Origin of the sequence: Streptomyces sp. Je 1-4 4N24, from assembly GCF_026239515.1 — a bacterium.
GTDB lineage: Bacteria > Actinomycetota > Actinomycetes > Streptomycetales > Streptomycetaceae > Streptomyces > Streptomyces nigrescens.
Map to the genome: position 1 here is coordinate 6,486,206 of NZ_CP110836.1, position 20,161 is coordinate 6,506,366.

Consider the following 20,161-nt stretch of genomic DNA (forward strand, 5'->3'; position numbering starts at 1 on the left):
GACCTCGACCAGGTGTGATCCCTGGTCGAGGTGGCTGCCCCGCCGCTGTGAAACCCGCACCGGCGCCGCACCCGCCACTGCGCCCACCGGCGAAGTCCACGGCACCGGACACGGAATGATCGGGATGCGCGAACGGGCCAGAGCCGCAGGCAGCACCCTCATCGCCGGACCGCGCCCCGCCGGAGGCTTCCGTATCACCACCGAACTGCCGCTCCGCGCCTGCCGAAAGGACTGACCGGGCTCTACGTCACACTCCGGGCGCAGTCGGGGCCGCACGGACGTTGCCCGTACGGCCCCCATGTCTGGATCAGGCCGTGTGCGTCAGGAGGTCTGGGCCTTGTTGTAGAGGTTCTTGGCGTCGTCGCCGAAGTACGGGCCGAACATGGTGTTGGGCAGGAACTGGTAGCCGAAGCTGTTCACCGAGGTCTGCAGACCGGTGCCGGTCTTCTCGTCGAACGAGGTGAACCAGGGGCCGCCGCTGGAGCCACCGGTCATGTTGCAGGACAGGCCGTGGTCGTTGGAGAACAGCGGGTCCTTGATGGTGTTGCCGCTGCAGTAGATGAGCTTGCTGCCGTCGTACGGGGCGGCCGCGGGGAAGCCGAAGGCGTACGTCGCCTTGTTGTAGCCGGAGTTGAAGGACAGGCCCTGGCCGCCGACGACATCGGTGAGCTTCTTGCCGTCGAGCGGGGCGACCACCGCGGCACCCACGTCGAAGTTGATGTCCTCGCTCGCTGTCCACTGGGGGGTGGCGAGCGTCTTGGACGCCGGCCATTTGCCGTACGGGGCCTGGCCGTCCTGGTAGCCGGGGACGAAGACCCAGTTGGTGTGCCAGGCGCCCTGCAGCTTCACACAGTGCCCCGCCGTGATCACGGTGCTCTTGTTGCCGCTGGTGACCGCGTCGCCGGAGCAGGAGGCGTTGCGGCCCTGGTAGGTGAAGAACACCCGGCCGGTGGTCTTGACGACCGCGCCGCCGCCGGTCCATGGTCCGCCTGCCTGGGGGAGGGACCCGGGCAACAGCGGCCCGGCCTTGGGGAGTCGGGGGAGGGTGGGGGCCACCTTGAGCGGGGCGCTGCGCGGGACCGCGGCGGCGGACCGCTTCGTGGGTGTGGCGAGGTCCAGGGGAGCGGCGGCGCGCATCCGGTCCGCGGTCCAGAAGGCGCCGAGGGTGGTCCGCGGGGTGGCGGAGGAGTGGTGGCCGGGCTGCGGGGCGGCACCGGCCTGGCCGGTGGGGAGCAGCAGGGCGAGCAGCGTACCGGCGGCCGTCAGGGTGCCGAGAGCGGCCCGGGATCTGCGCGCGGGGTGCGGCGCCGGTATGCCGTGAACTGCCGGTATGCCGCGAACGGTTCGTCTCACGCGTGACTCCTTCTGCGGGGGCCGCGTACGGCGGGCGTGCGCGGCCGCGGGGGGACGGGCCGCACGGGGCGGCCCGGCAGACGAGAGGTGCGGATGCGAGCGAAGCGCCTGTCTTTGCGCCCCGGCACGGTCAGCCCGGCCGGGGCCCGAAGGCAGGCTCTTAGGGTGCCACCGGAAGGGGAAAGTGGGCAGGGGTCGTACGGGGATTCGACGTCCGGGGCGGTGGACGGTCCGTCGTCCGGGGCTGTGGACGGTCCGGTTTCGGAGGGCGGGTGCCGCCATCCGGCCCGGGAGCGGCCCGACTTCGACCGGCCCGGACGTTGCTCTGACCGGCCCGGACGTTGCTCTCCGACCCGCTACCCCTCAACCACGCCCGATATACGGCATGTTGGTGGCCATCACGGTCGCGAACTGCACGTTGGCCGTCAGTGGCAGCGCCGCCATGTGGACCACCGTGCGGGCGACATCCGCCGCGTCCATCACCGGCTCGACCGCCGTCCGGCCGTTCGCCTGCAGGATGCCGGTCTGCATCCGGCCGGTCATCTCGGTCGCCGCGTTGCCGATGTCGATCTGGCCGCAGGCGATGCCGTACGGACGGCCGTCCAGGGAGAGCGACTTGGTCAGGCCGGTCATCGCGTGCTTGGTGGCGGTGTAGGCGACGGAGTGCGGGCGCGGGGTGTGTGCGGAGATCGAGCCGTTGTTGATGATCCGTCCGCCCTGGGGCTCCTGGGCCTTCATGGCGCGGAACGCGGCCTGGGCGCAGAGGAAGGAGCCGGTGAGGTTGACGTCGACGACCGCGCGCCAATCGTCGTAACTCAGTTCCTCCAGCGGTGCGGACCGGCCGAACGTGCCTGCGTTGTTGAAGAGCAGATCGAGCTGTCCGAACCGTTCGTGGACGGCGGCGAACAGGGCGTCGACCTGGTCGGGGTGGGTGACGTCGGTCGGTACCGTCATGATCGCGGGGCTGTCGGGGGCCACCGGGCCGGCCAGACGGGAGGTCTCCGCCAGCGCCTCAGCGCGCCGCCCGGCCAGTACCACCGTCCAGCCGGCGGCGGTCAGCGCATGGGCGACCGCCCGCCCGATGCCGGAGCCGGCGCCGGTGACCACGGCCACCTGCCGGGGAGCCGCCCCGTCGTGCTGTGTCTCCTGTGCCGCCGGTGCCGTCTGTGTGCTCTGCCCGCCCCGCGAGGACGGTGCCGGCAGTGTGGGCCGGGGCGCGGTCGCCGTGCCGCCCACCTGCCCGGCCCGTGCCATCGGCGTCGTCCGCGCTGCCCGTGCCGGCTCTGTGTTCTCTGCCATGGCGGCAGCGTAAACGGAGTACGGGCAGCGAACGGGGCGCCGCCGCCGCGTCTCAGTCCTAGGGGGTGTCTTCCCGATCAGGGCGGATCAGGGAGCGGGGTCTGGTGCGTGCGATCGCAAGGCGGAGGAGGGAGTCGACGCGGAGCGATGGGGGTCCCCCCGCGCCGTTGAGGCGTGGGGGAGAGTGACGACAACGCCGCGAGTGTGCGTGCCAGGCCCCGCGAGCCCGGCCTGATCGGGAAGACACCCCCTAGGTATGGAACCGCCGCAGCACCGCTGCCTTCGTGGCGGTGAACTCCTCCTCGGTGAGGATGCCGTCGCGGCGCAGCTCGCCCAGTTCGCGCAGCCGGCGCAGCAGGGCGTCATGGTCCTCGGCGGGGGCGGGGGCGGGGGCGGACGCCCGGGGAGCGGCGGGGGCCGGCGGCGCGGCGGGGGTGAGGGGCGCAGCCGGGGCGAGCGGTGCGGCCGCCGGCAGGGGCTTCCCCGCGCCGGCCGACGGATGCGGGAGCCGCGCCGCGACCGCGGCCGCCAGCAGCGCCGTGGTGCCGCTCTCCTTCTTGAAGCCCCACAGCTCGATGGAGTTGGGGTCGTTCTCCGGCTTGAGCCGCTCCGTCGCCCCGCGCGTCCGGAAGCGGAGATGTCCGGACTCCAGACCGGCGGCGGCCCGCCACTCCACCGCTTCCAGCTCGCTGAGCGCGAAGTTACGGGGGCCCCAGTCCCGCTTGGTCTCGCTGGTGTTCCAGCGCCATTCGATGTGCACCCGCTCGCCGTCGAACGTGGCGACACCGTCCACCCCGGCGGCCGAGAGCGGGACGGCCGGACCGGGCAGCAGATAGTGGTCGGCCGGCCCGTCCGGTATCTGTTCCAGCATCAGGGCCTGGCGTACCGCGTCCACGAAGTACTCGGCGACGTCGACCCTTCCGGCGTCCACCGTCAGCCGGTACGGGTTCGCCTCGTCCGGCAGACCGCCGCCGGTGACCTGCAGCAGCGGATCCGCGCCGTCCCGCAGCCGCAGTCGCAGCCGGCCGCCCTTGCGGCCCGGTTCGTGGGCGATCCCGGCCATCGCGGTCAGTGGCACCGTGAACTCACCGAGATCCTGGCGCAGTTTGTGCACCCCGCGCTCGCGCCCCGGCACGATGCGCACGACGTCGCCGTCGAAGCTCCAGGTGCCGTCGCGCACCATCAGTTCAGCCATGCCATGAATCCTACGGAGCCACGGCCGGTGCCGTGATTGTCCGACCGCGTCCGGTGCAGGCCCACTCCTCATCCAGCTGTCATGTATGTGTCGTGCACGGGACAGCGCCGCGCCGTCCCGTGGCTCTCGAATTGCTCCCCTACGGGCTCTGCGACAACCGCCTTCAGGGGAGGGCCAGATGACTCATCACGCACCGCACGAGCAGGAGATCCGGGCCGCGGCCGCACACTTCGGCCGCCGTCGCTTCCTCACCGCCACCGGGGCCGCCGCCGCGCTCGCCTTCGCGACCAACCTCCCGGGCACGGGCGCCGCATACGCCGCCGAGGCCGATGCGCGGAAGATCACCGAGAACCCCTTCACGCTCGGCGTCGCCTCCGGTGACCCGCAGCCCGGCTCCGTCGTGCTGTGGACCCGCCTCGCCCCGCGTCCGTACGAGCCCGGCAACGGCATGCCGGACGCCAGAGTCACGGTCCGCTGGGAAGTCGCCTACGACGAGCACTTCAAGCGGCTGGCCGGCCAGGGCCGCGCCGACGCCCACGCGGAGTTCAACCACTCCGTGCACATCGAGCCCACCGGTCTCGCGCCCGACCGCGTCTACTACTACCGCTTCCGCGCCGGCAGCTGGATCAGCCCGGTCGGCCGCACCCGCACCGCACCCACCAAGGGCGCCCGGCTCTCCGACCTGAAGCTCGCCGCGGTCTCCTGCCAGGCCTACCACGACGGCTACTTCACGGCCCATCGGCACCTGGCCGAGGAGGACCTCGACGTGGTCTTCCATCTCGGCGACTACCTCTACGAGTACCCGGTGAGCGCGGCCGGCGGCGCCCGCAACTACACCGACCGCAAGCTGCCCGCGGTCTTCAACCGCGAGACGGTCACCCTGGAGGACTACCGGCTGCGCTACGCCCTCTACAAGTCCGACCCGGACCTGCAGGCCGCGCACGCCGCGCACCCCTTCATCGTCACCTGGGACGACCACGAGGTGGAGAACAACTACGCCTCCGACATCAGCGAGGACAACCTCCCGCCCGCCGAGTTCCTCGTCCGCCGGGCCGCCGCCTACCGCGCGTACTGGGAGAACCAGCCGCTGCGCCGCCCGCAGCGGCCCCAGGGCGCCGACGCCCGGCTCCACCGCCGCCTCCAGTACGGGCAGCTCGCCCAGTTCGACATCCTCGACACCCGTCAGTACCGCTCCGACCAGGCCTACGGCGACGGCTGGCACGCCCCGGGCCCCGAGTCCCAGGACCCCGCGCGCACCCTGACCGGCGCCGCCCAGGAGCGCTGGCTGATCGACGGCTGGCGGCAGTCCTCCGCGCGCTGGAACGTACTGCCGCAGCAGGTCACGTTCTCCGAGCGGCGCAACGCCACCGGCCCCGGCTACCAGCTGAGCATGGATGCCTGGGACGGCTACGCGGCCTCCCGCGACCGGGTCCTGGCGGGCGCCGAGTCGGCGGGCGTGGACAACCTCGTCGTCCTCACCGGCGATGTGCACGTCCACTACGCCTTCGACATCAAGAAGGACTTCAAGGACCCCGGCTCGCGCACCGCGGGGGTGGAGCTCGTCACCACCTCGATCGCCAGCGGCAAGGACGGCGCGGACAAACCCGCCAACTGGGACACCTACCTGGCCGCCAACCCGCACCTGAAGTTCTACAACGGCCGGCGCGGCTACCTCACCGTCACCCTGGAACAGGACGCCGCCCGCGCCGACTTCCGTACGGTGTCCGCCGTCACCACCCCCGGGGCGCCGGTGCGCACCGCCGCCTCGTTCGTCTCCGAAGCGGGCGATCCGGGCCTGAAGCCCGCCTGATCCGGGACGTCCGCCCTAGGTCCGGGGGACGTCCGCCCTAGGCCCAAGGGACCGGTCGGAAACCGGTCGGAAGCCGTCACATGCATGACACCATGGTGCGGCCATCTATCACCATGGAGACCCGCATGACGGAGCCCGGCGCGGCCGAGACCCAGGACCTTCCCTCCATAGCCGAGCGGGGCGCGGCAGCAGCACCGGCCGCGTCCCGCCGCACCAGCCTCCTCGTCACCCTCGTCCTCGGCGGCCTCACGGCGGTCCCGCCGCTCTCCATGGACATGTACCTCCCGGCCCTGCCGCAGGTCACCGCCGCCCTGCACAGCCCGGCCGCCACCGTCCAGCTCACCCTCACCACCTGCCTGGCGGGCATGGCGCTGGGGCAGATGATCGTCGGCCCGATGAGCGACAAGTGGGGGCGCCGCCGCCCGCTGCTGGCCGGCATGGTGATCTACGTCCTGGCCACCGCCCTGTGCGCGGTCGCCACCAACGCCGAACTCCTCATCGCCTTCCGCCTGTTGCAGGGCCTGGCGGGCGCGGCCGGTATCGTCATCGCGCGGGCGGTGGTCCGCGATCTGTACGACGGTGTGGCGATGGCGCGGTTCTTCTCCACCCTGATGCTGATCTCCGGGGTGGCGCCGGTCGTCGCCCCGCTCATCGGCGGCCAGATCCTCCAGCTCACCGACTGGCGCGGGGTCTTCGTCGTCCTCACCGCCGTCGGCGTGGCGCTCACCCTCCTGGTGTGGCGCAAGCTCCACGAGACCCTGCCGCCCGAACGCCGGCACTCCGGCGGCCTCGGCCAGACCCTGCGCACCATGCGTGATCTGCTCGCCGACCGGGTCTTCTCCGGCTACGCCCTCGTCGGCGCCTTCGCCTTCGCCGCCCTCTTCGCCTATATCTCCGCCTCGCCGTTCGTGGTCCAGGAGATCTACGGCGCCTCCCCGCAGACCTTCAGCCTGCTCTTCGGCATCAACTCCGTCGGCCTGGTGGCCGTCGGCCAGATCAACGGCAAGCTGCTGGTCGGCCGGGTCGGCCTGGACAAGGTGCTGGGCACCGGCCTGGCGGTGATCGCGCTCGCCGCGGCCGCCCTGCTCCTGATGTCCGCCGGCGTCTTCGGCCACGTCGGACTGGTCCCGACGGCCGCCGGCCTGTTCGTCCTGATGGCCGCGATGGGCCTGGTCATGCCGAGCACCAACACCCTGGCCCTGCTGCGCACCCCGCACGCGGCCGGCTCCGCCTCCGCGCTGCTGGGCACCTCCACCTTCCTCCTCGGCTCGGTGGCCTCCCCGCTGGTGGGGATGGCGGGCGAGCGGACGGCCGTACCGATGGCCCTCGTACAGCTCTCTTGTGCCGTATTGGCGCTCGTGTGCTTCCTGGGAATGTGCCGCCCGTGGCAGCGTAGGGGGGAGAGCAACGGGAGCACGGCAGGCGAGAGGACCAGGCTCTGAACGCAACGGCACTCACCTACGGCACACCGGCCCGCGCAGGGCTGGACCCCGGCTGGGTGGAACGGCTGGTCCGCGGTGTCCGGGCGCTGCCCGAGGGCCGGCCGCCCTGGTCCCCGGGCGTCGTCGTGCTGGCCGGCCGGGGCCCGGTCGTCGCCGTCGAGGCCGCCGCGGGCTGGGCGCTGCGCTACCGGGCCTACGACCCCGAGCGGGACCGCGGCCTCGATCTGCCCCGCGACCTGTGGGAGCCGATGCGGGTCGGCACCGTCTTCGACCTCGCCTCGCTCAGCAAGCTCTTCACCGCCATCGCCGCGGTCCAGCAGGTCGAACGCGGCCGGCTGGCCCTCGACGACGAGGTCCGGGCCGATCTGCCCGCCTTCGCCCCCGGCATCACCGTCCGGCAGCTGCTCACCCACACCTCGGGACTCGCCCCCGAGCTCCCCTTCTACGACCACCGGGACCGCACCGCCCAACTGGCGCTGCTGTGGCAGGAAGCGGCGGCCCCATCCGGCGGCCGGGCGCCCGTCCACCGCTACTCCGACCTCAACCTCATCGCCCTCCAGCTGATCCTGGAGCAGCGCACCGGGCACCGGCTCGACGCCCTGATCCGCGACGGCATCACCGGCCCGCTGAGGATGTCCAGCACCTCGTACGGGCCGCTGGCGCCGCAGGGCGTCGCGGCCACCGAGGACCAGCGGCGGCCCTGGGCCAAGGCGGACCGCGGCATGATCCGCGGCGAGGTGCACGATGAGAACGCCTGGGCACTGGGTGGTGTCGCCGGTCACGCCGGGCTCTTCTCCACCGCCCAGGACCTGGCGGTCCTGTGCCGCGCCCTGCTCAACGGCGGCGCGTACGGCACCGTCCGGATCCTCGGCCCCGGCGCGGTCGCCGCCCTCCTCGACCCGCCCGGTCTCGGCTTCGGCGTCGACCAGCCGTATTTCATGGGCGAGTTGGCGGGCCGCGGCGCGGCCGGGCACACCGGTTTCACCGGCACCAGTCTGGTCCTGGACCGCGCCACCGACACCTTCCTCGTCCTGCTCGCCAACACCGTCCACCCCCGCCGCCGCGCCGGCGGCAGCGCCCCCCGTGCCGCGGCGGCCACCCGGCTGGCCCGCGCGGTCTCCCGTGCCACCTGACCAGGCAGGGCACGCCGCGGAGCCCCGTAGAATTTCCCCCATGCACGAGGAACTGCGCGCCGCGCTGGCGGGCCTGCTCGACGGCCTGCCGCCCAAACAGGCCGCGCAGGCAGTCGACCGTCTGATCACCAACTACCGGGGCCGCACCCCCACCGACGCCCCGGTCCTGCGCGACCGCGCGGATGTGGCCGCGTACGCCGCCTACCGCATGCCGGCCACCTTCGAAGCCGTCCGGGCCGCGCTGACCGCGTTCGCCGCCCGGGTCCCGGACTGGTCCCCGGCCACCCATGTGGACATCGGCGGCGGCACCGGCGCCGCCACCTGGGCCACCGCCGCCACCTGGGAAGGCCACCACAGCACCGTCCTGGACTGGGCACAGCCCGCCCTGGAGCTCGGCCGGGAACTCGCCGCCAAGACCCTCCCCGACACCACCTGGCAGCGGCAGACCATCGGCGAGGGCCTGACCGTCCCCGCCGGCACGGACCTGGTCACCGTCTCCTACGTCCTGGGCGAACTCCGCCCCGAGGACCGCCACGCCGTCGTCGCCGCCGCGGCCGCCGCGGCCAAGGCCGTCGTCCTGATCGAACCCGGCACCCCCGACGGCTACCTCCGTATCCGCGAGGCCCGCACCCAGCTCACCGAAGCCGGTCTGCGCATCGTCGCCCCCTGCCCGCACAGCGACACCTGCCCGATCGTCCCGCTTGTCCGGCGGGTGGGGGCACCCCCAGCGGTAGCTGGGGGAGACTGGTGCCACTTCTCCGCCCGGGTCAGCCGCTCCTCCCTCCACCGTCAGGTCAAGGGCGGCTCCCTCCCGTACGAGGACGAAAAGTTCAGCTACGTCGCCGCCACCACCCTCGACGCCACCCCCGCTCCCGCCCGCATCGTCCGCAAACCCCAACTCCGCAAAGGCCAGGTCCTCCTGGACCTCTGCACCACCGACGACGGCCTGCAACGCACCACGGTGACCAAGCGCCACGGCACCCACTACCGCGAGGCCCGAGACGCCTCCTGGGGCGACGACTGGTCCTGACCGGCCGCACCAGTCCCCGACCTGCCCCCACTGGTCCCTGACCTCCCTCTCACCGGGCTGCGGCCCCACACGGACACGAGGTGCCGGGGGCGGAGGGGTGTGGTGTCGGACGTAAAGCGAAGCAGTCCGACACCACACCCCTCCGCCCCCGGCACCGCACCCCCCACTCACGCGGGGCCACAGCCCACCACCCCCTCCCGCCGAAGGCGGAAAACCACCACGGCGGGAAGGCCGAAAGCCTGGGAAACCCACCCCGCCGAAGGCGAAGACACCACGGCGGGAAAGCCAAAAACGTGGGAAGTCAAGCCAAGCGCAACTCCCCCGTCACACACTTCACACTCCCCCCACCCTTCAACAACTCCGTCAGATCCATCCCGATCGGCTCGTACCCCCGCTCCCGCAGCGGTGCGAAGAGCCCCACCGCCGCCTGGGGCAACAGCACATGCCGCCCGTCGGACACCGCGTTCAGCCCGAACGCGGCCGCATCGGCCGGGCCGGCGATCAGCGCGTCGGGGAACAGCCGCGCCAGCACCGCCCGGCTCCCGGCGGAGAACGCGCCGGGGAAGTACATGACCTCCGCCCCGCCCCCGCCCGGCTCCCCGCCCCCGGGGTCGAGCACGCACAGCGCCGTATCGAGGTGGTAGTAGCGCGGGTCGACGAGATCGAGGCCGATCACCGGGCGGGCGAAGTACTCCTGCGCCTCCGAGTGGGAGAGCGGACTGCTGCGGAATCCGCGCCCGGCCAGCAGCCAGGACGCGGTGACCGCGAAGTCGCCCTCGCCCTCGTTGACGTGCCGCGGCTCCCGCACCGCGTCGAACCCGTGGCCGCGGTACCACTCGGCATGCACCGCGGCCTCGCCGTACCGCTCGGCGAAGGCGAACCGCGCGCCGAGCACCCGGCCGTCCACGACGGTGGCGCCGTTGGCGGCGAAGACCATGTCGGGGAAGGCGGGGTGCGCCGGCAGCACCTCGACGGTGTGGCCGAGTGCGCGGTAGCGGTCGCGCAGGTCCTCCCACTGGGCGTGCGCGAGCGCGAGATCCACGGGCTTGTCGGGGTCCATCCAGGGGTTGATGGAGTAGCTGACCCGGAAGTACGTGGGCGGGCACATCAGATAGCGGCGGGGGGTGGCGCTGCGCCGGAGGGTACGCAAGGAGGGCTCCTCACGGTGGTGGCACGGGGGCGGGTACGGAATCCCGTACGCGCCCCCAAATCGTCCACCGCGCGGAGCCCCCGTGCCGCGGGCCGTGCACCGTTCGAGTGGTGCGCGGCGCCCGCCCGCCGTGCCCGGTCACTGCTTCCGGGCCCGCTCCTGGAATTTGCGCAGGAGTTCGTCGCGGCGGTCCGCTTCGGACCGCCCCCGGCCGCCGCGGCCGGTGCCGCCACCGCCGCGCAGCGCGCCCCGCGAGAGCTTGTTCCGGGTCCCGCCGACCCCCAGCATTCCGCCCGCATTGCCCTTGCTCATGGGAATCCCCTTCCTCCCGACTTCAGCGAGACGTATCGTCTCGCTCGACCTTCACTATGCGCGAGACGAGGCGTCTCGTCAAGACGATACGTCTCGCCTCTTCCCCGTTAGACTCCGCGGCATGGCGAACAAAGCAGCCCCCGACTCCTCCCGTCGCAGCGAACGCTCCCGTCGCGCGATCTTCGATGCCGCCCTGACGCTCGTCGGTGAGGTCGGCTACGACAAGCTCACGATCGAAGGCATCGCCTCCCGGGCCGGGGTCGGCAAGCAGACGATCTACCGCTGGTGGCCCTCCAAGGCCGCCGTCCTGCTCGACGCGTTCACCGCCGGCGTCGACGAGTACGACGAAAAGGGCCTCCCCGACACCGGTGATCTGGCCGCGGACCTCAAGTCCGTGCTGCGGGCCACCGCCGACGAATTCAACGACCCGGCGTTCCAGGCCCCCTACCGCGCCCTCGCGGCGGCCGGCGCGAACGACGAGGAGCTCTCCCGTACCTTCGTCGCCCGGCTGATGGAGCCCGGCACCCGCCTCTATGTCGCCCGGGTGCGGGCGGCCCAGGAGGCCGGAGAGGTCGCCGCCGACATCGATGCGCGGATCGCCGTCGAGATGCTGCTGAGTCCCTTCTCACAGCGCTGGCTGATGCGCACCGGCGAATTGACCTACGACTTCGTCGACACCCTGGTCGACCAGGTGCTGCGGGGGCTGCGGCCGCGCGGCTGAGCGGACCGGGTGACGGGCCGCCGGCGACATCGAAGCGCCGTCAATGAACCGAATTGCCGGTATTCATCCGTCCTTCGTTCACCCCGGATCCGCACACCGGTCACCCGAGGAGCAGGATGGTGGCAGCATTGATCCCAGACCACCGCTCGAAGTGAGGGGATAGATGGAACGCAAGAGCAGGTTCTCCCAGTGGCTGCGCCGGCCGAAGAGCGGATCGGACGGCGGCGATACGGACACGGGATCAGCGGCTGCGCGCGGCCGCGAGGACCTGCTGCTGGCGGCGGCCGACGCGGGATTCCCGGTGGCCCCGGCGGCGCACCCCTCCGGCTACGGCTGTTCCTGTGAACGCATCGGCTGTCCCACCCCCGGCCGGCACCCCGTCTCCTTCGGCTGGCAGACCGTCGCCACCACCGACCGCGACAAGGTCGCCGCCTGGGTCCGCACCCTCCCGCAGGCCAACTTCATCACCGCCACCGGCATCACCCATGACGTGCTGGACGTCCCCGTCGAGGCGGGCCGCAGCGCCCTGGGGCGGCTGGACGGGGCGGGCATCGACGTCGGGCCGATCACCCTCAGCGGCGCCGGCTTCGGCGACGGCCGGATGCTCTTCTTCACCGCCACCCGCGGCACCCCGGACGACGAGGACGAGTGGTGGCCCTGCGAGCTGGACTGCCACCCCGAGACCATGGACGAGCATCCGGGACTGCGCTGGCACTGCCGCGGCAGCTATGTGCTGCTGCCGCCCTCGACCCTGCCCGGCGACCAGCCCGCGGTGACCTGGCTGCGCGGCCCCGAACTGCCGCTGCCTGACCCGCTGACCCTGCTGGAGTCGCTCACCGACGCCTGCGCGGAGTTCAACGACCGCGAGCCGCACCACCACGAGGCACACGCCTGGCCGATCGGCCGCTGACCGGGCCCGCGCACCGTCCGGTCACCCCGTACCCACGCCGGAGGGCCGCCGGGATCACCCCGACGGCCCTTTCGCCGTTTTCACGGTCCGGCCGAGTGCGCCGTGGCGCCACTACAGCGGTTCCACCGACGTCTTGCCCTCGCGCCGGTTCAGGACGGTGACCTTGTCGCCGGAGCCCTTGGCCGGCACCGTGACCGCCTGCGAGGAGACGGTGGTGAAGGCCATCCGGTTGGTCTTCTTCTCCGGCCCCACCACGAGACCCCGAAGCGCGGGCGGCACACTGATCGTCGCTCCGGCGAACATCGTCTGCTGCTGGTGGTAGACGGTCGAGAAGAACACCAGCGCGCCGCCGTCCGTGGTCCGCAGCGCCACGGGCTCATGGTCCGAGGCGGTGTCCTTCCACTGGATACGCGAACCGACCTTGCGGGCGTCCTTGGCCCGCCGGTCCCGCCAGCCGTCGGTCTGCGGACCGGGCGCGAACACACTGCCCTTGCCGGTGTTGAGATAGTCCGCGTAGGCCCGGCTCAGCTTGCCGGGGGCCACCGTCAGCCCGGACCCGGAGCCGAGCGGCACCGCCTCGGCGTAGCCGTCCTTCGTCCTGAGCTCCGGCGCCTTGTTGCCCGGGAACTGCGCGAAGTACACCGCGCGCCACTTCTCGGCGATGTCGTCGCGGCTGAACACCAGGAACCAGCGGGTGTTCCGGCCACTGGCGTCCTTGCGGTTGCTGACCGCGTCCGCGATGAAGTACTTCGGCCAGCCCGCCTGCTTGGGGACGGTGAAGTGCGGGTCCTGGAACGCCAGCGCACGGAAGCCCGGATTGCCCTGCGGCCGGAGAGCGTGTGCCGCCTTTATCCCGGCCTGGTCGATCGCGAGCAGTGCACCCGCCTCGAAGGAGGGGTTCAGCTTCGGGTCCAGCTGCCGGTAGGCCTGGTTGAAGCCGTCGGTGAAGCGGGTGAGGGCCTTGGTGCCCTCAGCCTTCGACACCGCCGGCAGCATCTCCCTCTCGCCGTGCACCGTCATGCACCCGCTCAGTATCACCAGCGCCGCCGTTGCCGACGTCAGTGTTGCGGGCACCCGGAACGGCGACCTGCGTGTCATGGGGCTCGGGCTCCTTCGGGGCGACCGGGGCGGACGGGGCGGCCGCCGGGGTGGCACGATTCGGCGACACCCTACCCGGGGCGAGGAAGAACAGAAGCGTGGGGATCAGATACAGAGCCCACACCGTGACCTGAAGAACGGTCGGGTCCGGCTGGAAGTTGAAGACGCCCTTCAGCAGCGTGCCGTACCAGCTGTCGGCCGGGATCTGCTCGCTGACGTCGAACGCCCTGCTGCCCAGCCCCGGCAGGAACTCGGCCTCCTGCAGATCGTGGAAGCCGTACGCCAGCACGCCCGCCGCGACCACCACCAGCATGCCGCCGGTCCAGGTGAAGAACTTCGCCAGGTTGATCCGCACCGCACCGCGGTAGAACAGAAAGCCCAGCAGCACCGCCGTCAGCAGCCCCAGCAGCGCCCCGACCAGCGGCCTTACCCCGTCGTCGGCGGACTGGGCGGCGGTCCAGACGAACAGCGCGGTCTCCAGGCCCTCCCGGCCCACCGACAGGAACGCGGTGACCACCAGCGCCACGGTGCCCATCTGCAGCGCCGCGTCCAGCTTGCCGTGCAGCTCCTTCTTCAGATGCCGCGCGGTGCGCCGCATCCAGAAGACCATCCACGTCACCAGGCCCACCGCAATGATCGACAGCGAACCGCCGAGCGCCTCCTGCGCCTTGAACGTCAGTGTCTGCGAACCGAACTGCAGCGCCGCACCGAACGCGAACGACAGCACCACGGCGAACGCGATGCCGAGCCAGACCGGGCGCAGCGCCTCCCGCCTGCCGGTTTTGACCAGGTAGGCGATGAGAATGCAGACGACGAGGCAGGCTTCCAGGCCCTCGCGCAGACCGATCAGGTAGTTGCCGAACACGTCGGTTCCTTCCCTTCCTTCATGGAGCCGGCGACGGTCTTCCCCACGCCGGCGGTGGCACGACGGTGTCAGGCGAACAGCGCCCGGCCCCACCAGTCGTCCGTGTTCCGGACGCCCGGCGGAACCGCGAAGACCGCTGAACCCACGTGCTGGATGTATTCGTTGAGTGCGTCGGTCGCCGCCAGCCGCTTCTGCAGCGGAACGAAGCCCTGGCGCACGTCCCGCTGGTAGGCCAGGAAGAACAGCCCCGCGTCCAGCCGTCCCAGACCGTCCGTACCGTCGGTGAAGGAGTAGCCGCGGCGCAGGATCCGTACCCCGTCGTTGGAGTCCGGATGCGCCAGCCGGACATGCGCGGTCGGCAGCATCGACTTCAGATGCGGGGTGTCCCGCTCGTGCTTCTTGCCGACCGGCGCGCCCTCGCCCTTGTTCCGGCCGAAGATCTCCTCCTGCTCCTGGAGCGAGGTGCGGTCCCAGGTCTCGATGTGCATCCGTATCCGGCGGGCGACGAGGTAGGAGCCGCCGGCCATCCAGCCGGACGCGCCCTTCGCGTCGCCGTCCGTGACCCACACATGCTTGTCGAGCGCGGCGGTGTCGGTGCCCGCGAGATTGCGGGTGCCGTCCTTGAAGCCGAACATGTTGCGCGGGGTCTGCGCGTCCGGTGTCGTCGAGGACGTCTTGCCGAAGCCCAGCTGCGACCAGCGGATCGCGACCTTGCCGAAGCCGATACGGGCCAGGTTGCGGATCGCGTGCACCGCGACCTGCGGATCGTCCGCACAGGCCTGCACACACAGATCGCCGCCGCTGCGCGCCTTGTCGAGGTTGTCGCCGGGGAACTGCGGCAGGTCGATCAGCGCCTCGGGGCGCCGCGCCTTGATGCCGAACCGGTCCTTGCCGTCCTTCTCGAACAGCGTGGGGCCGATGCCGAAGGTCAGGGTGAGCCGCGACGGCGGCAGCCCGAGCGCCTCTCCGGTGTCGTCCGGTGGCGCCTCCGCCAGCCCGCCGACCGCGCCGCCGCCGACCGCGTCCCCTGCCGTCATCCGCGCCGCCGCCTTCGTCCACTCCTTGAGCAGCGCGATCAGCTCGTCGCGGTCGTCGGTGGTGACATCGAACGAGGCGAAGTGCAGCCGGTCCTGGACGGCGGAGGCGATTCCGGCCTGGTGTCTGCCGTGGAAGGCGATCGCGGAGCCCGCGGTCGCGTCCGCGCCGGCCGGCCGGGCGTCGTCGCCGGTACGCAGCGCCGCCGCCGTTCCGCCGGCCGAGACGGCGCCGAGCGCCAGGCCGGCGCCGCCCCAGCCGAGCAGCGAACGCCGGGACGGCGCACGCCCGTTGGCGGTCTGCGCGGCCTGGCCGTCCCCGGTGGCGGTGTTCTCGGTGGGCGTGCCGTCGTCGTGCGTCATCGCGTCCCCTTGCCTGGCGGCGGACTACTTGGCGCTGGCCACGGCGGCGGCCAGCTTGGACAGCGGCTCGGCGAGCGCGTTGACCCCGTCGGAGAGCTTCTTGCGCTCGCTCTTGCCGACCGTGTCGTACGAGGCGAAGCCGTCGGCGGACTTGCTGTCGCGGTGCTCGTCGAGCAGTTCGCCGATCACCTTGAACTGCTTGTCCAGCTCCTTGGCGAGCGCCGGGTCGTTCTTGCCGACGACCGGCTTCAGCAGCTCGTAGGCCTTCTCGGCGCCCTCGACATTGGCGTGGAAGTCGAGCAGGTCGGTGTGGCTGTAGCGCTCTTCCTCACCGGTGACCTTGCCGGTGGCGACCTCGTCGAGCAGCTCCTTGGCGCCGTTGGCCATGCTGGTCGGGGTGATCTCGGCCTTGCCGACCCGCTTCTGCCAGTCCTTCAGGTCGGTGATCAGCTGGTCGGCGAGCTTCTTGTCGTCCCCGGAGATCTTCTTCTCCTCCCACAGGGACTTCTCCAGCTTGTGCCAGCCGGTCCACTTCTGGCCCTTCTCCAGGCCGTCGGCGCGCACATCGACCTTGGGGTCGATGTCACCGAAGGACTCGGCGACCGGCTCGGTGCGCTCCCAGCCGACCCGGGAGAGGGCATAGGTCTTCTTGGCGGCCCCGACATCGCCGTCCTTGACCGCGTCGGCGAACTTCTGCGCCGCCGGGAGGGTCTGGTCGGCCTGCTCCTGGACGTACTTGCGGTACGCGGCGACCGCGGCATCCAGCTTGGGGTCGCGCTTGGTGCTCGCGCCCTTGCCGCTGGCGGTCACCTTCTGGCGGATGCCGTCGCCCTTCATGCCCGGCTTGCAGGCGATTTCGTACGAACCGGCCTTGATCTCGGCGGTGATCTCCGTACGGGTGCCGGGGCCGATGTTCTCCCGCTCGGTCACGATCCGGTCGCCGGGGGCGTAGACGTACACCTCGGTGACCTTGGAGCCCTTGTTCTGCACCGCGAACCGGACATGTCCGGCGGGGAACTCCTTGGCGGAGAGCTCACAGCTGCTGTCGGTCGCGGTCACCTCGATGGTGCCCTTGCCGCCGCCCCCTTTGCCGTCGTTCTTCGCGGCGCAGCCGGCGACGGCGGTGACGGCCGTGGCCGCGGCGATGGCGGCAACGGCGGAGGGGCGAAGGGCTCGCATACGGGGCTCCAAGCGGGCTCGGAAGTACGAAAAGGGCGTACGGAACGACGGACAGCGGACAAGGTCGCCACTAAGGCGGCCCTAACTTAACCGAGGCTTACCTGTTTCTGCCCGGCCTGTCGAGTGATCCCGCTCTCATGTACAACGGCCCGATTACGGATTGACCGGCGCCCGGTCACGGAACCGCCATGCGCAGGTCAAGGTAAGGGTCCTCGCTCGCGACGGTCCATGACCGCCGGAATTCCGGCCTGCCGCTGAAGGTGAGGCGACCGTGGCCGCCGCCCGCACGGGCATGCGTCCAGTGGTGGCCGATGCGGGACGGGCGGCGGGTTCCGCCCCCTACGCGCTCAGGGGGAACTGCTCGCCCAGCTCCCGGAAGACCGCGCTGTTCAGCCGGAAGGCACGCTTGCACTCGTCGACCATCCGCTGCTTTTCCAGCTCGTCCACGGGCAGTGCATCCAGCAGCGCCCGGTACTCCCGCTTGAAGGCGGCGGGGTTGGCGATGTCCTCGAAGACATAGAAGCGCACCCCGTCGCCCTTGCGGGCGAAGCCCCAGGTCTTCTCCGCGGTGCCGCGGATGATCTGGCCGCCGGAGAGATCGCCGAGATAGCGGGTGTAGTGGTGGGCGACAAAGCCGGCCGGCCAGTCACGGGCGCACGCCGTTACCCGGTCCGCGTAGGTGGCGGTCGCCGGCAGGGGCGCAAGGCCGTCGCGCCAGGACGGTCCGCTGAGATGGGCGAGGTCGCGCTCCAGCGCGGCGGTACGGGCCAGCTCGGGACGGAGGAAGGGGCCTGCGACCGGATCCCCGGCGAGCGGCCCGGAGGCGCCCTCCAGCGCGCGGTAGACGAACCACAGCTGCTCGGTGTAGCGCCGGTAGGCCCGGACGCCGAGCCGGCCGCCGAGCAGGTCGCTCATGAAGGAGGAGTTCTCGGCCTCCGTGTGCTGCTCGTGGGACGCGGTGCGGATGACCGTCGAGAACGGAGCGGACGGAGTGGGCGGGGTCGGGCTGGACGTTTCCAAGGCGGACCTCCGGGGACCGAGGGCAGCGGACGGGAACAGGCCGGCTCCGCCGAGCCGCCATAACTTAGGCTTGCCTAACCAGCAGTCCAAGTCAACCCGTTCCCGACGTCCTGTCGGTAACGAGCCTACCCCTGTTCCCGACGCGCTGTCGGTAAAGAGTCTCCCGCCCCCGTCAGGGCAGCGTGAGGATCTCCGCCCCGGTGTCCGTGACCACCAGCGTGTGCTCGAACTGCGCGGTCCGCTTGCGGTCCTTGGTCACCACCGTCCAGCCGTCGTCCCACATGTCGTAGTCGTAGGACCCCAGCGTCAGCATCGGCTCGATCGTGAAGGTCATACCGGGCTTGATGTCGGTGGTGTGGTGCGGGCTGTCGTAGTGCGGAACGATCAGGCCGGAGTGGAAGGAGGAATTGATGCCGTGACCGGTGAAGTCACGGACCACTCCGTAGCCGAAGCGCTTGGCGTACGACTCGATGACCCGGCCGATGATGTTGATCTGCCGGCCCGGCTTGACGGCCTTGATCGCGCGGTTGAGCGCCTCACGGGTCCGCTCGACCAGCAGCGTGGACTCCTCGTCCACGTCGCCGCACAGGTACGTGGCGTTGTTGTCGCCGTGCACCCCGTTGATGTACGCGGTGACGTCGAGGTTCACGATGTCGCCGTCCTTGAGGACGGTCGAGTCCGGGATGCCGTGGCAGATGACCTCGTTGAGCGAGGAGCACAGCGACTTGGGGAAGCCGCGGTAGCCGAGCGTGGACGGGTAGGCGCCGTGATCACACATGAACTCATGGGCGACCCGGTCGAGTTCGTCGGTCGTCACGCCCGGCGCGATCAGCTTGGCGGCCTCCGCCATCGCCTGCGCGGCGATCCGGCCGGCGATCCGCATCCGCTCGATCGTGTCGGCGTCCTGCACCTCGGGCCCCGTGTAAGGGGTGGGCGCATCCTTCCCGACGTACTCGGGGCGCGCGATCGAGGCGGGGACGGGGCGGGTGGGGGAGATCTTCCCCGGGACAAGAAGCGACTGGCCAGACATGTCAGCGAGTGTATCCGCGGGCCGTCGGGCAGGATGGTGGCACAGAACATCCACAGGAGGCGGCAATGGCGCTGTTCAAGAGGCCTACGGTCGGCAAGCCGGGCGAGTGGTACTACTGCCTCAAGCACCGGACGGTCGAAGAGGGACCCGAGTGCCGCGCCGCCGACCGCTTCGGCCCGTACGCCACCCGCGAGGAGGCGGCACACGCCATGGAGACCGCCCGCGAGCGGAACGTGGAGTGGGAGACCGACCCGAAGTGGCATGACACGGACGCGGGCAAGGGGAAGAGCGCCGCGGAGGACGAGTAGCCGGGGTGGAGCGGGGGCCGGGCGGGCGCCGCGGCGTTCTGCCGCCTCCCGCGCGGCCCTGATCGTGGGCTGTGGGCTGTGGGCTGTGGGCTGTGGGCTGTGGGCTGTGGGCCGTCTGGGCCGTGTGGGCTGTGGCCCGTGGGTCTCGTGGCCGTCGCCGGGCATGGGGCCGCGTCCGGGCGGCCATGGCTACCAGCGCGGTGGCGGGGGTGCCGTCAGTCCGTCGGCGAGGCGGGCCAGCCGGTCGCGGAAGCGGCGGCGGCCGCGGGGCGCGGGCAGGCTGTTCTCGCCGGCGGCCGCGCTCACCAGATGCTGGACCGTGTCCAGGTCGAGGTCCGGCGCCGCCGCGGCCGGCTCGTCGGGCGGGGCCGGGGGCGCGGCGAGCGCGTCATGGGCCAGGGCGTGCAGATCGCGGTCGCCGCCGTCCAGGGCGAGCACCGTGGCGCCGTTCCGGCGGGCGTCGTGCACCCGCTCCAGCAGCCCGGCGCCCGGCTGCCCCGGCGCGACGACCAGCAGCGTCTCGCCCCGCCCGGCCGCCGCCAACCGCCCGAGCCCCACCGCCAGATGCGCCGGCGCCCCGCCCGGGACACGGTGGCGCACCAGGGTCGGTGACAACTCCGGCAGGCCCGACCAGGCGGCCTCGTCGTCCAGATGCGCGGCCAGATGCCAGGGCTCGTACGCGGTACTGCCGACCAGCAGCAGCCCGCCCCCGTGCGGAACGACGGCCCCGCGCAGCGCCCCGGCGAAGCGGCGGGTCTCCTGAATCCACTCGGTCCCGGCGAGCACCTCACGCAGCAATGCGACCCGTACGGCATCCATGGCCCGGCATCCTGCCGCAGCACGCCCCTCTCCGGTTGCTGTTTCAACGGGTGTCACCCATACGGGACTTGGGGTGTGACCCCGCGGACG

The 20,161-nt window shown here is 71.7% G+C and carries 19 protein-coding genes and 1 pseudogene; 8 read left to right on the plus strand and 12 right to left on the minus strand.

The genetic code is table 11. The annotated features are described in order from the left end of the window. Positions 1-100: 100 nt before the first annotated feature. Positions 101-235 (plus strand): annotated as a pseudogene (locus SLV14N_RS28325) (sensor histidine kinase); the annotation flags it as partial. A gap of 86 nt (positions 236-321) precedes the next feature. On the opposite strand, the gene SLV14N_RS28330 reads toward SLV14N_RS28325, so the two are convergent. The 3 genes from SLV14N_RS28330 to SLV14N_RS28340 all read right to left on the minus strand — a co-directional run bounded on the left by SLV14N_RS28330 (position 322) and on the right by SLV14N_RS28340 (position 3,847). After that, positions 322-1,353: a serine protease gene (locus SLV14N_RS28330; protein ID WP_263271632.1), complete on the minus strand. Its 1,032-nt coding sequence runs from the start codon at positions 1,351-1,353 to the stop codon at positions 322-324. 363 nt (positions 1,354-1,716) lie between these two features. After that, positions 1,717-2,607, minus strand: a complete 891-nt coding sequence (locus SLV14N_RS28335; RefSeq protein WP_263273305.1) for an SDR family oxidoreductase — start codon at positions 2,605-2,607, stop codon at positions 1,717-1,719. 295 nt (positions 2,608-2,902) lie between these two features. Continuing rightward, positions 2,903-3,847 (minus strand): DUF4429 domain-containing protein, encoded by a 945-nt coding sequence (locus tag SLV14N_RS28340; RefSeq protein ID WP_263271633.1) that lies wholly within the window; start codon positions 3,845-3,847, stop codon positions 2,903-2,905. A 178-nt stretch (positions 3,848-4,025) separates the two neighbouring features. Between SLV14N_RS28340 and SLV14N_RS28345 the strand changes: the two genes are divergently transcribed. The 4 genes from SLV14N_RS28345 to SLV14N_RS28360 all read left to right on the plus strand — a co-directional run bounded on the left by SLV14N_RS28345 (position 4,026) and on the right by SLV14N_RS28360 (position 9,262). Next, positions 4,026-5,657, plus strand: coding sequence for an alkaline phosphatase (locus SLV14N_RS28345; protein ID WP_263271634.1), 1,632 nt, complete (start codon positions 4,026-4,028; stop codon positions 5,655-5,657). 125 nt (positions 5,658-5,782) lie between these two features. Further along, on the plus strand, positions 5,783-7,099 hold the full coding sequence (locus SLV14N_RS28350) for a multidrug effflux MFS transporter (protein ID WP_263271635.1): 1,317 nt from the start codon (positions 5,783-5,785) through the stop codon (positions 7,097-7,099). A 56-nt stretch (positions 7,100-7,155) separates the two neighbouring features. Continuing rightward, entirely contained in the window at positions 7,156-8,232 is a 1,077-nt protein-coding gene (locus tag SLV14N_RS28355; protein ID WP_317633722.1) for a serine hydrolase domain-containing protein, read from the plus strand. 40 nt (positions 8,233-8,272) lie between these two features. Continuing rightward, complete coding sequence (locus SLV14N_RS28360; protein WP_208684681.1) at positions 8,273-9,262, plus strand: small ribosomal subunit Rsm22 family protein; 990 nt, start codon at positions 8,273-8,275, stop codon at positions 9,260-9,262. Between the two features lie 301 nt (positions 9,263-9,563). Here SLV14N_RS28360 and ddaH read toward each other — a convergent pair whose 3' ends face one another. Together ddaH and SLV14N_RS28370 are read right to left on the minus strand one after the other, a co-directional pair. Next, positions 9,564-10,412: a dimethylargininase gene (gene ddaH, locus SLV14N_RS28365; protein ID WP_336298240.1), complete on the minus strand. Its 849-nt coding sequence runs from the start codon at positions 10,410-10,412 to the stop codon at positions 9,564-9,566. A gap of 138 nt (positions 10,413-10,550) precedes the next feature. Continuing rightward, positions 10,551-10,724 carry a DUF6243 family protein gene (locus SLV14N_RS28370; RefSeq protein WP_018090170.1) on the minus strand — a complete coding sequence of 58 codons (174 nt, stop codon included), beginning with the start codon at positions 10,722-10,724 and terminating at the stop codon, positions 10,551-10,553. A 121-nt stretch (positions 10,725-10,845) separates the two neighbouring features. Here SLV14N_RS28370 and SLV14N_RS28375 point away from each other — a divergent pair, with 121 nt between their 5' ends. Together SLV14N_RS28375 and SLV14N_RS28380 are read left to right on the plus strand one after the other, a co-directional pair. Continuing rightward, entirely contained in the window at positions 10,846-11,445 is a 600-nt protein-coding gene (locus tag SLV14N_RS28375) for a TetR/AcrR family transcriptional regulator (protein ID WP_263271636.1), read from the plus strand. A gap of 163 nt (positions 11,446-11,608) precedes the next feature. Continuing rightward, positions 11,609-12,355, plus strand: a complete 747-nt coding sequence (locus SLV14N_RS28380; RefSeq protein ID WP_018090172.1) for a bifunctional DNA primase/polymerase — start codon at positions 11,609-11,611, stop codon at positions 12,353-12,355. Between the two features lie 111 nt (positions 12,356-12,466). On the opposite strand, the gene SLV14N_RS28385 is transcribed toward SLV14N_RS28380, so the two are convergent. The 6 genes from SLV14N_RS28385 to map form a co-directional block, all read right to left on the minus strand. Further along, positions 12,467-13,339: a hypothetical protein gene (locus SLV14N_RS28385; protein WP_259670551.1), complete on the minus strand. Its 873-nt coding sequence runs from the start codon at positions 13,337-13,339 to the stop codon at positions 12,467-12,469. Then, positions 13,326-14,318 (minus strand): iron uptake transporter permease EfeU, encoded by a 993-nt coding sequence (gene efeU / locus SLV14N_RS28390; RefSeq protein ID WP_263271637.1) that lies wholly within the window; start codon positions 14,316-14,318, stop codon positions 13,326-13,328. The genes SLV14N_RS28385 and efeU overlap by 14 nt, the downstream gene beginning before the upstream one ends. Positions 14,319-14,386: 68 nt before the next feature. Continuing rightward, complete coding sequence (efeB, locus tag SLV14N_RS28395; protein ID WP_263271638.1) at positions 14,387-15,715, minus strand: iron uptake transporter deferrochelatase/peroxidase subunit; 1,329 nt, start codon at positions 15,713-15,715, stop codon at positions 14,387-14,389. 24 nt (positions 15,716-15,739) lie between these two features. Next, positions 15,740-16,894: an iron uptake system protein EfeO gene (efeO, locus tag SLV14N_RS28400; protein ID WP_263271639.1), complete on the minus strand. Its 1,155-nt coding sequence runs from the start codon at positions 16,892-16,894 to the stop codon at positions 15,740-15,742. Between the two features lie 339 nt (positions 16,895-17,233). Next, positions 17,234-17,914, minus strand: a complete 681-nt coding sequence (locus tag SLV14N_RS28405) for a heme oxygenase (biliverdin-producing) (RefSeq protein WP_263271640.1) — start codon at positions 17,912-17,914, stop codon at positions 17,234-17,236. A gap of 172 nt (positions 17,915-18,086) precedes the next feature. After that, positions 18,087-18,944: a type I methionyl aminopeptidase gene (gene map / locus SLV14N_RS28410; RefSeq protein WP_026169728.1), complete on the minus strand. Its 858-nt coding sequence runs from the start codon at positions 18,942-18,944 to the stop codon at positions 18,087-18,089. 65 nt (positions 18,945-19,009) lie between these two features. On the opposite strand from map, the gene SLV14N_RS28415 reads away from it, so the two are divergent. Then, positions 19,010-19,252: a hypothetical protein gene (locus SLV14N_RS28415; protein WP_263271641.1), complete on the plus strand. Its 243-nt coding sequence runs from the start codon at positions 19,010-19,012 to the stop codon at positions 19,250-19,252. 189 nt (positions 19,253-19,441) lie between these two features. On the opposite strand, the gene SLV14N_RS28420 is transcribed toward SLV14N_RS28415, so the two are convergent. Further along, positions 19,442-20,071 carry a hypothetical protein gene (locus SLV14N_RS28420; protein WP_208684692.1) on the minus strand — a complete coding sequence of 210 codons (630 nt, stop codon included), beginning with the start codon at positions 20,069-20,071 and terminating at the stop codon, positions 19,442-19,444. Positions 20,072-20,161 lie beyond the last annotated feature (90 nt).

What these genes read in the sequence shown, in the direction of transcription:
- SLV14N_RS28335 (WP_263273305.1), bottom strand. Translation starts at nt 2,607, where the DNA reads ATGGCACGGGCCGGGCAGGTGGGCGGCACGGCGACCGCGCCCCGGCCC.
- SLV14N_RS28340 (WP_263271633.1), bottom strand. Translation starts at nt 3,847, where the DNA reads ATGGCTGAACTGATGGTGCGCGACGGCACCTGGAGCTTCGACGGCGAC.
- SLV14N_RS28345 (WP_263271634.1), top strand. Translation starts at nt 4,026, where the DNA reads ATGACTCATCACGCACCGCACGAGCAGGAGATCCGGGCCGCGGCCGCA.
- SLV14N_RS28350 (WP_263271635.1), top strand. Translation starts at nt 5,783, where the DNA reads ATGACGGAGCCCGGCGCGGCCGAGACCCAGGACCTTCCCTCCATAGCC.
- SLV14N_RS28360 (WP_208684681.1), top strand. Translation starts at nt 8,273, where the DNA reads ATGCACGAGGAACTGCGCGCCGCGCTGGCGGGCCTGCTCGACGGCCTG.
- SLV14N_RS28370 (WP_018090170.1), bottom strand. Translation starts at nt 10,724, where the DNA reads ATGAGCAAGGGCAATGCGGGCGGAATGCTGGGGGTCGGCGGGACCCGG.
- SLV14N_RS28375 (WP_263271636.1), top strand. Translation starts at nt 10,846, where the DNA reads ATGGCGAACAAAGCAGCCCCCGACTCCTCCCGTCGCAGCGAACGCTCC.
- SLV14N_RS28380 (WP_018090172.1), top strand. Translation starts at nt 11,609, where the DNA reads ATGGAACGCAAGAGCAGGTTCTCCCAGTGGCTGCGCCGGCCGAAGAGC.
- efeB (WP_263271638.1), bottom strand. Translation starts at nt 15,715, where the DNA reads ATGACGCACGACGACGGCACGCCCACCGAGAACACCGCCACCGGGGAC.
- efeO (WP_263271639.1), bottom strand. Translation starts at nt 16,894, where the DNA reads ATGCGAGCCCTTCGCCCCTCCGCCGTTGCCGCCATCGCCGCGGCCACG.
- map (WP_026169728.1), bottom strand. Translation starts at nt 18,944, where the DNA reads ATGTCTGGCCAGTCGCTTCTTGTCCCGGGGAAGATCTCCCCCACCCGC.
- SLV14N_RS28415 (WP_263271641.1), top strand. Translation starts at nt 19,010, where the DNA reads ATGGCGCTGTTCAAGAGGCCTACGGTCGGCAAGCCGGGCGAGTGGTAC.
- SLV14N_RS28420 (WP_208684692.1), bottom strand. Translation starts at nt 20,071, where the DNA reads ATGGATGCCGTACGGGTCGCATTGCTGCGTGAGGTGCTCGCCGGGACC.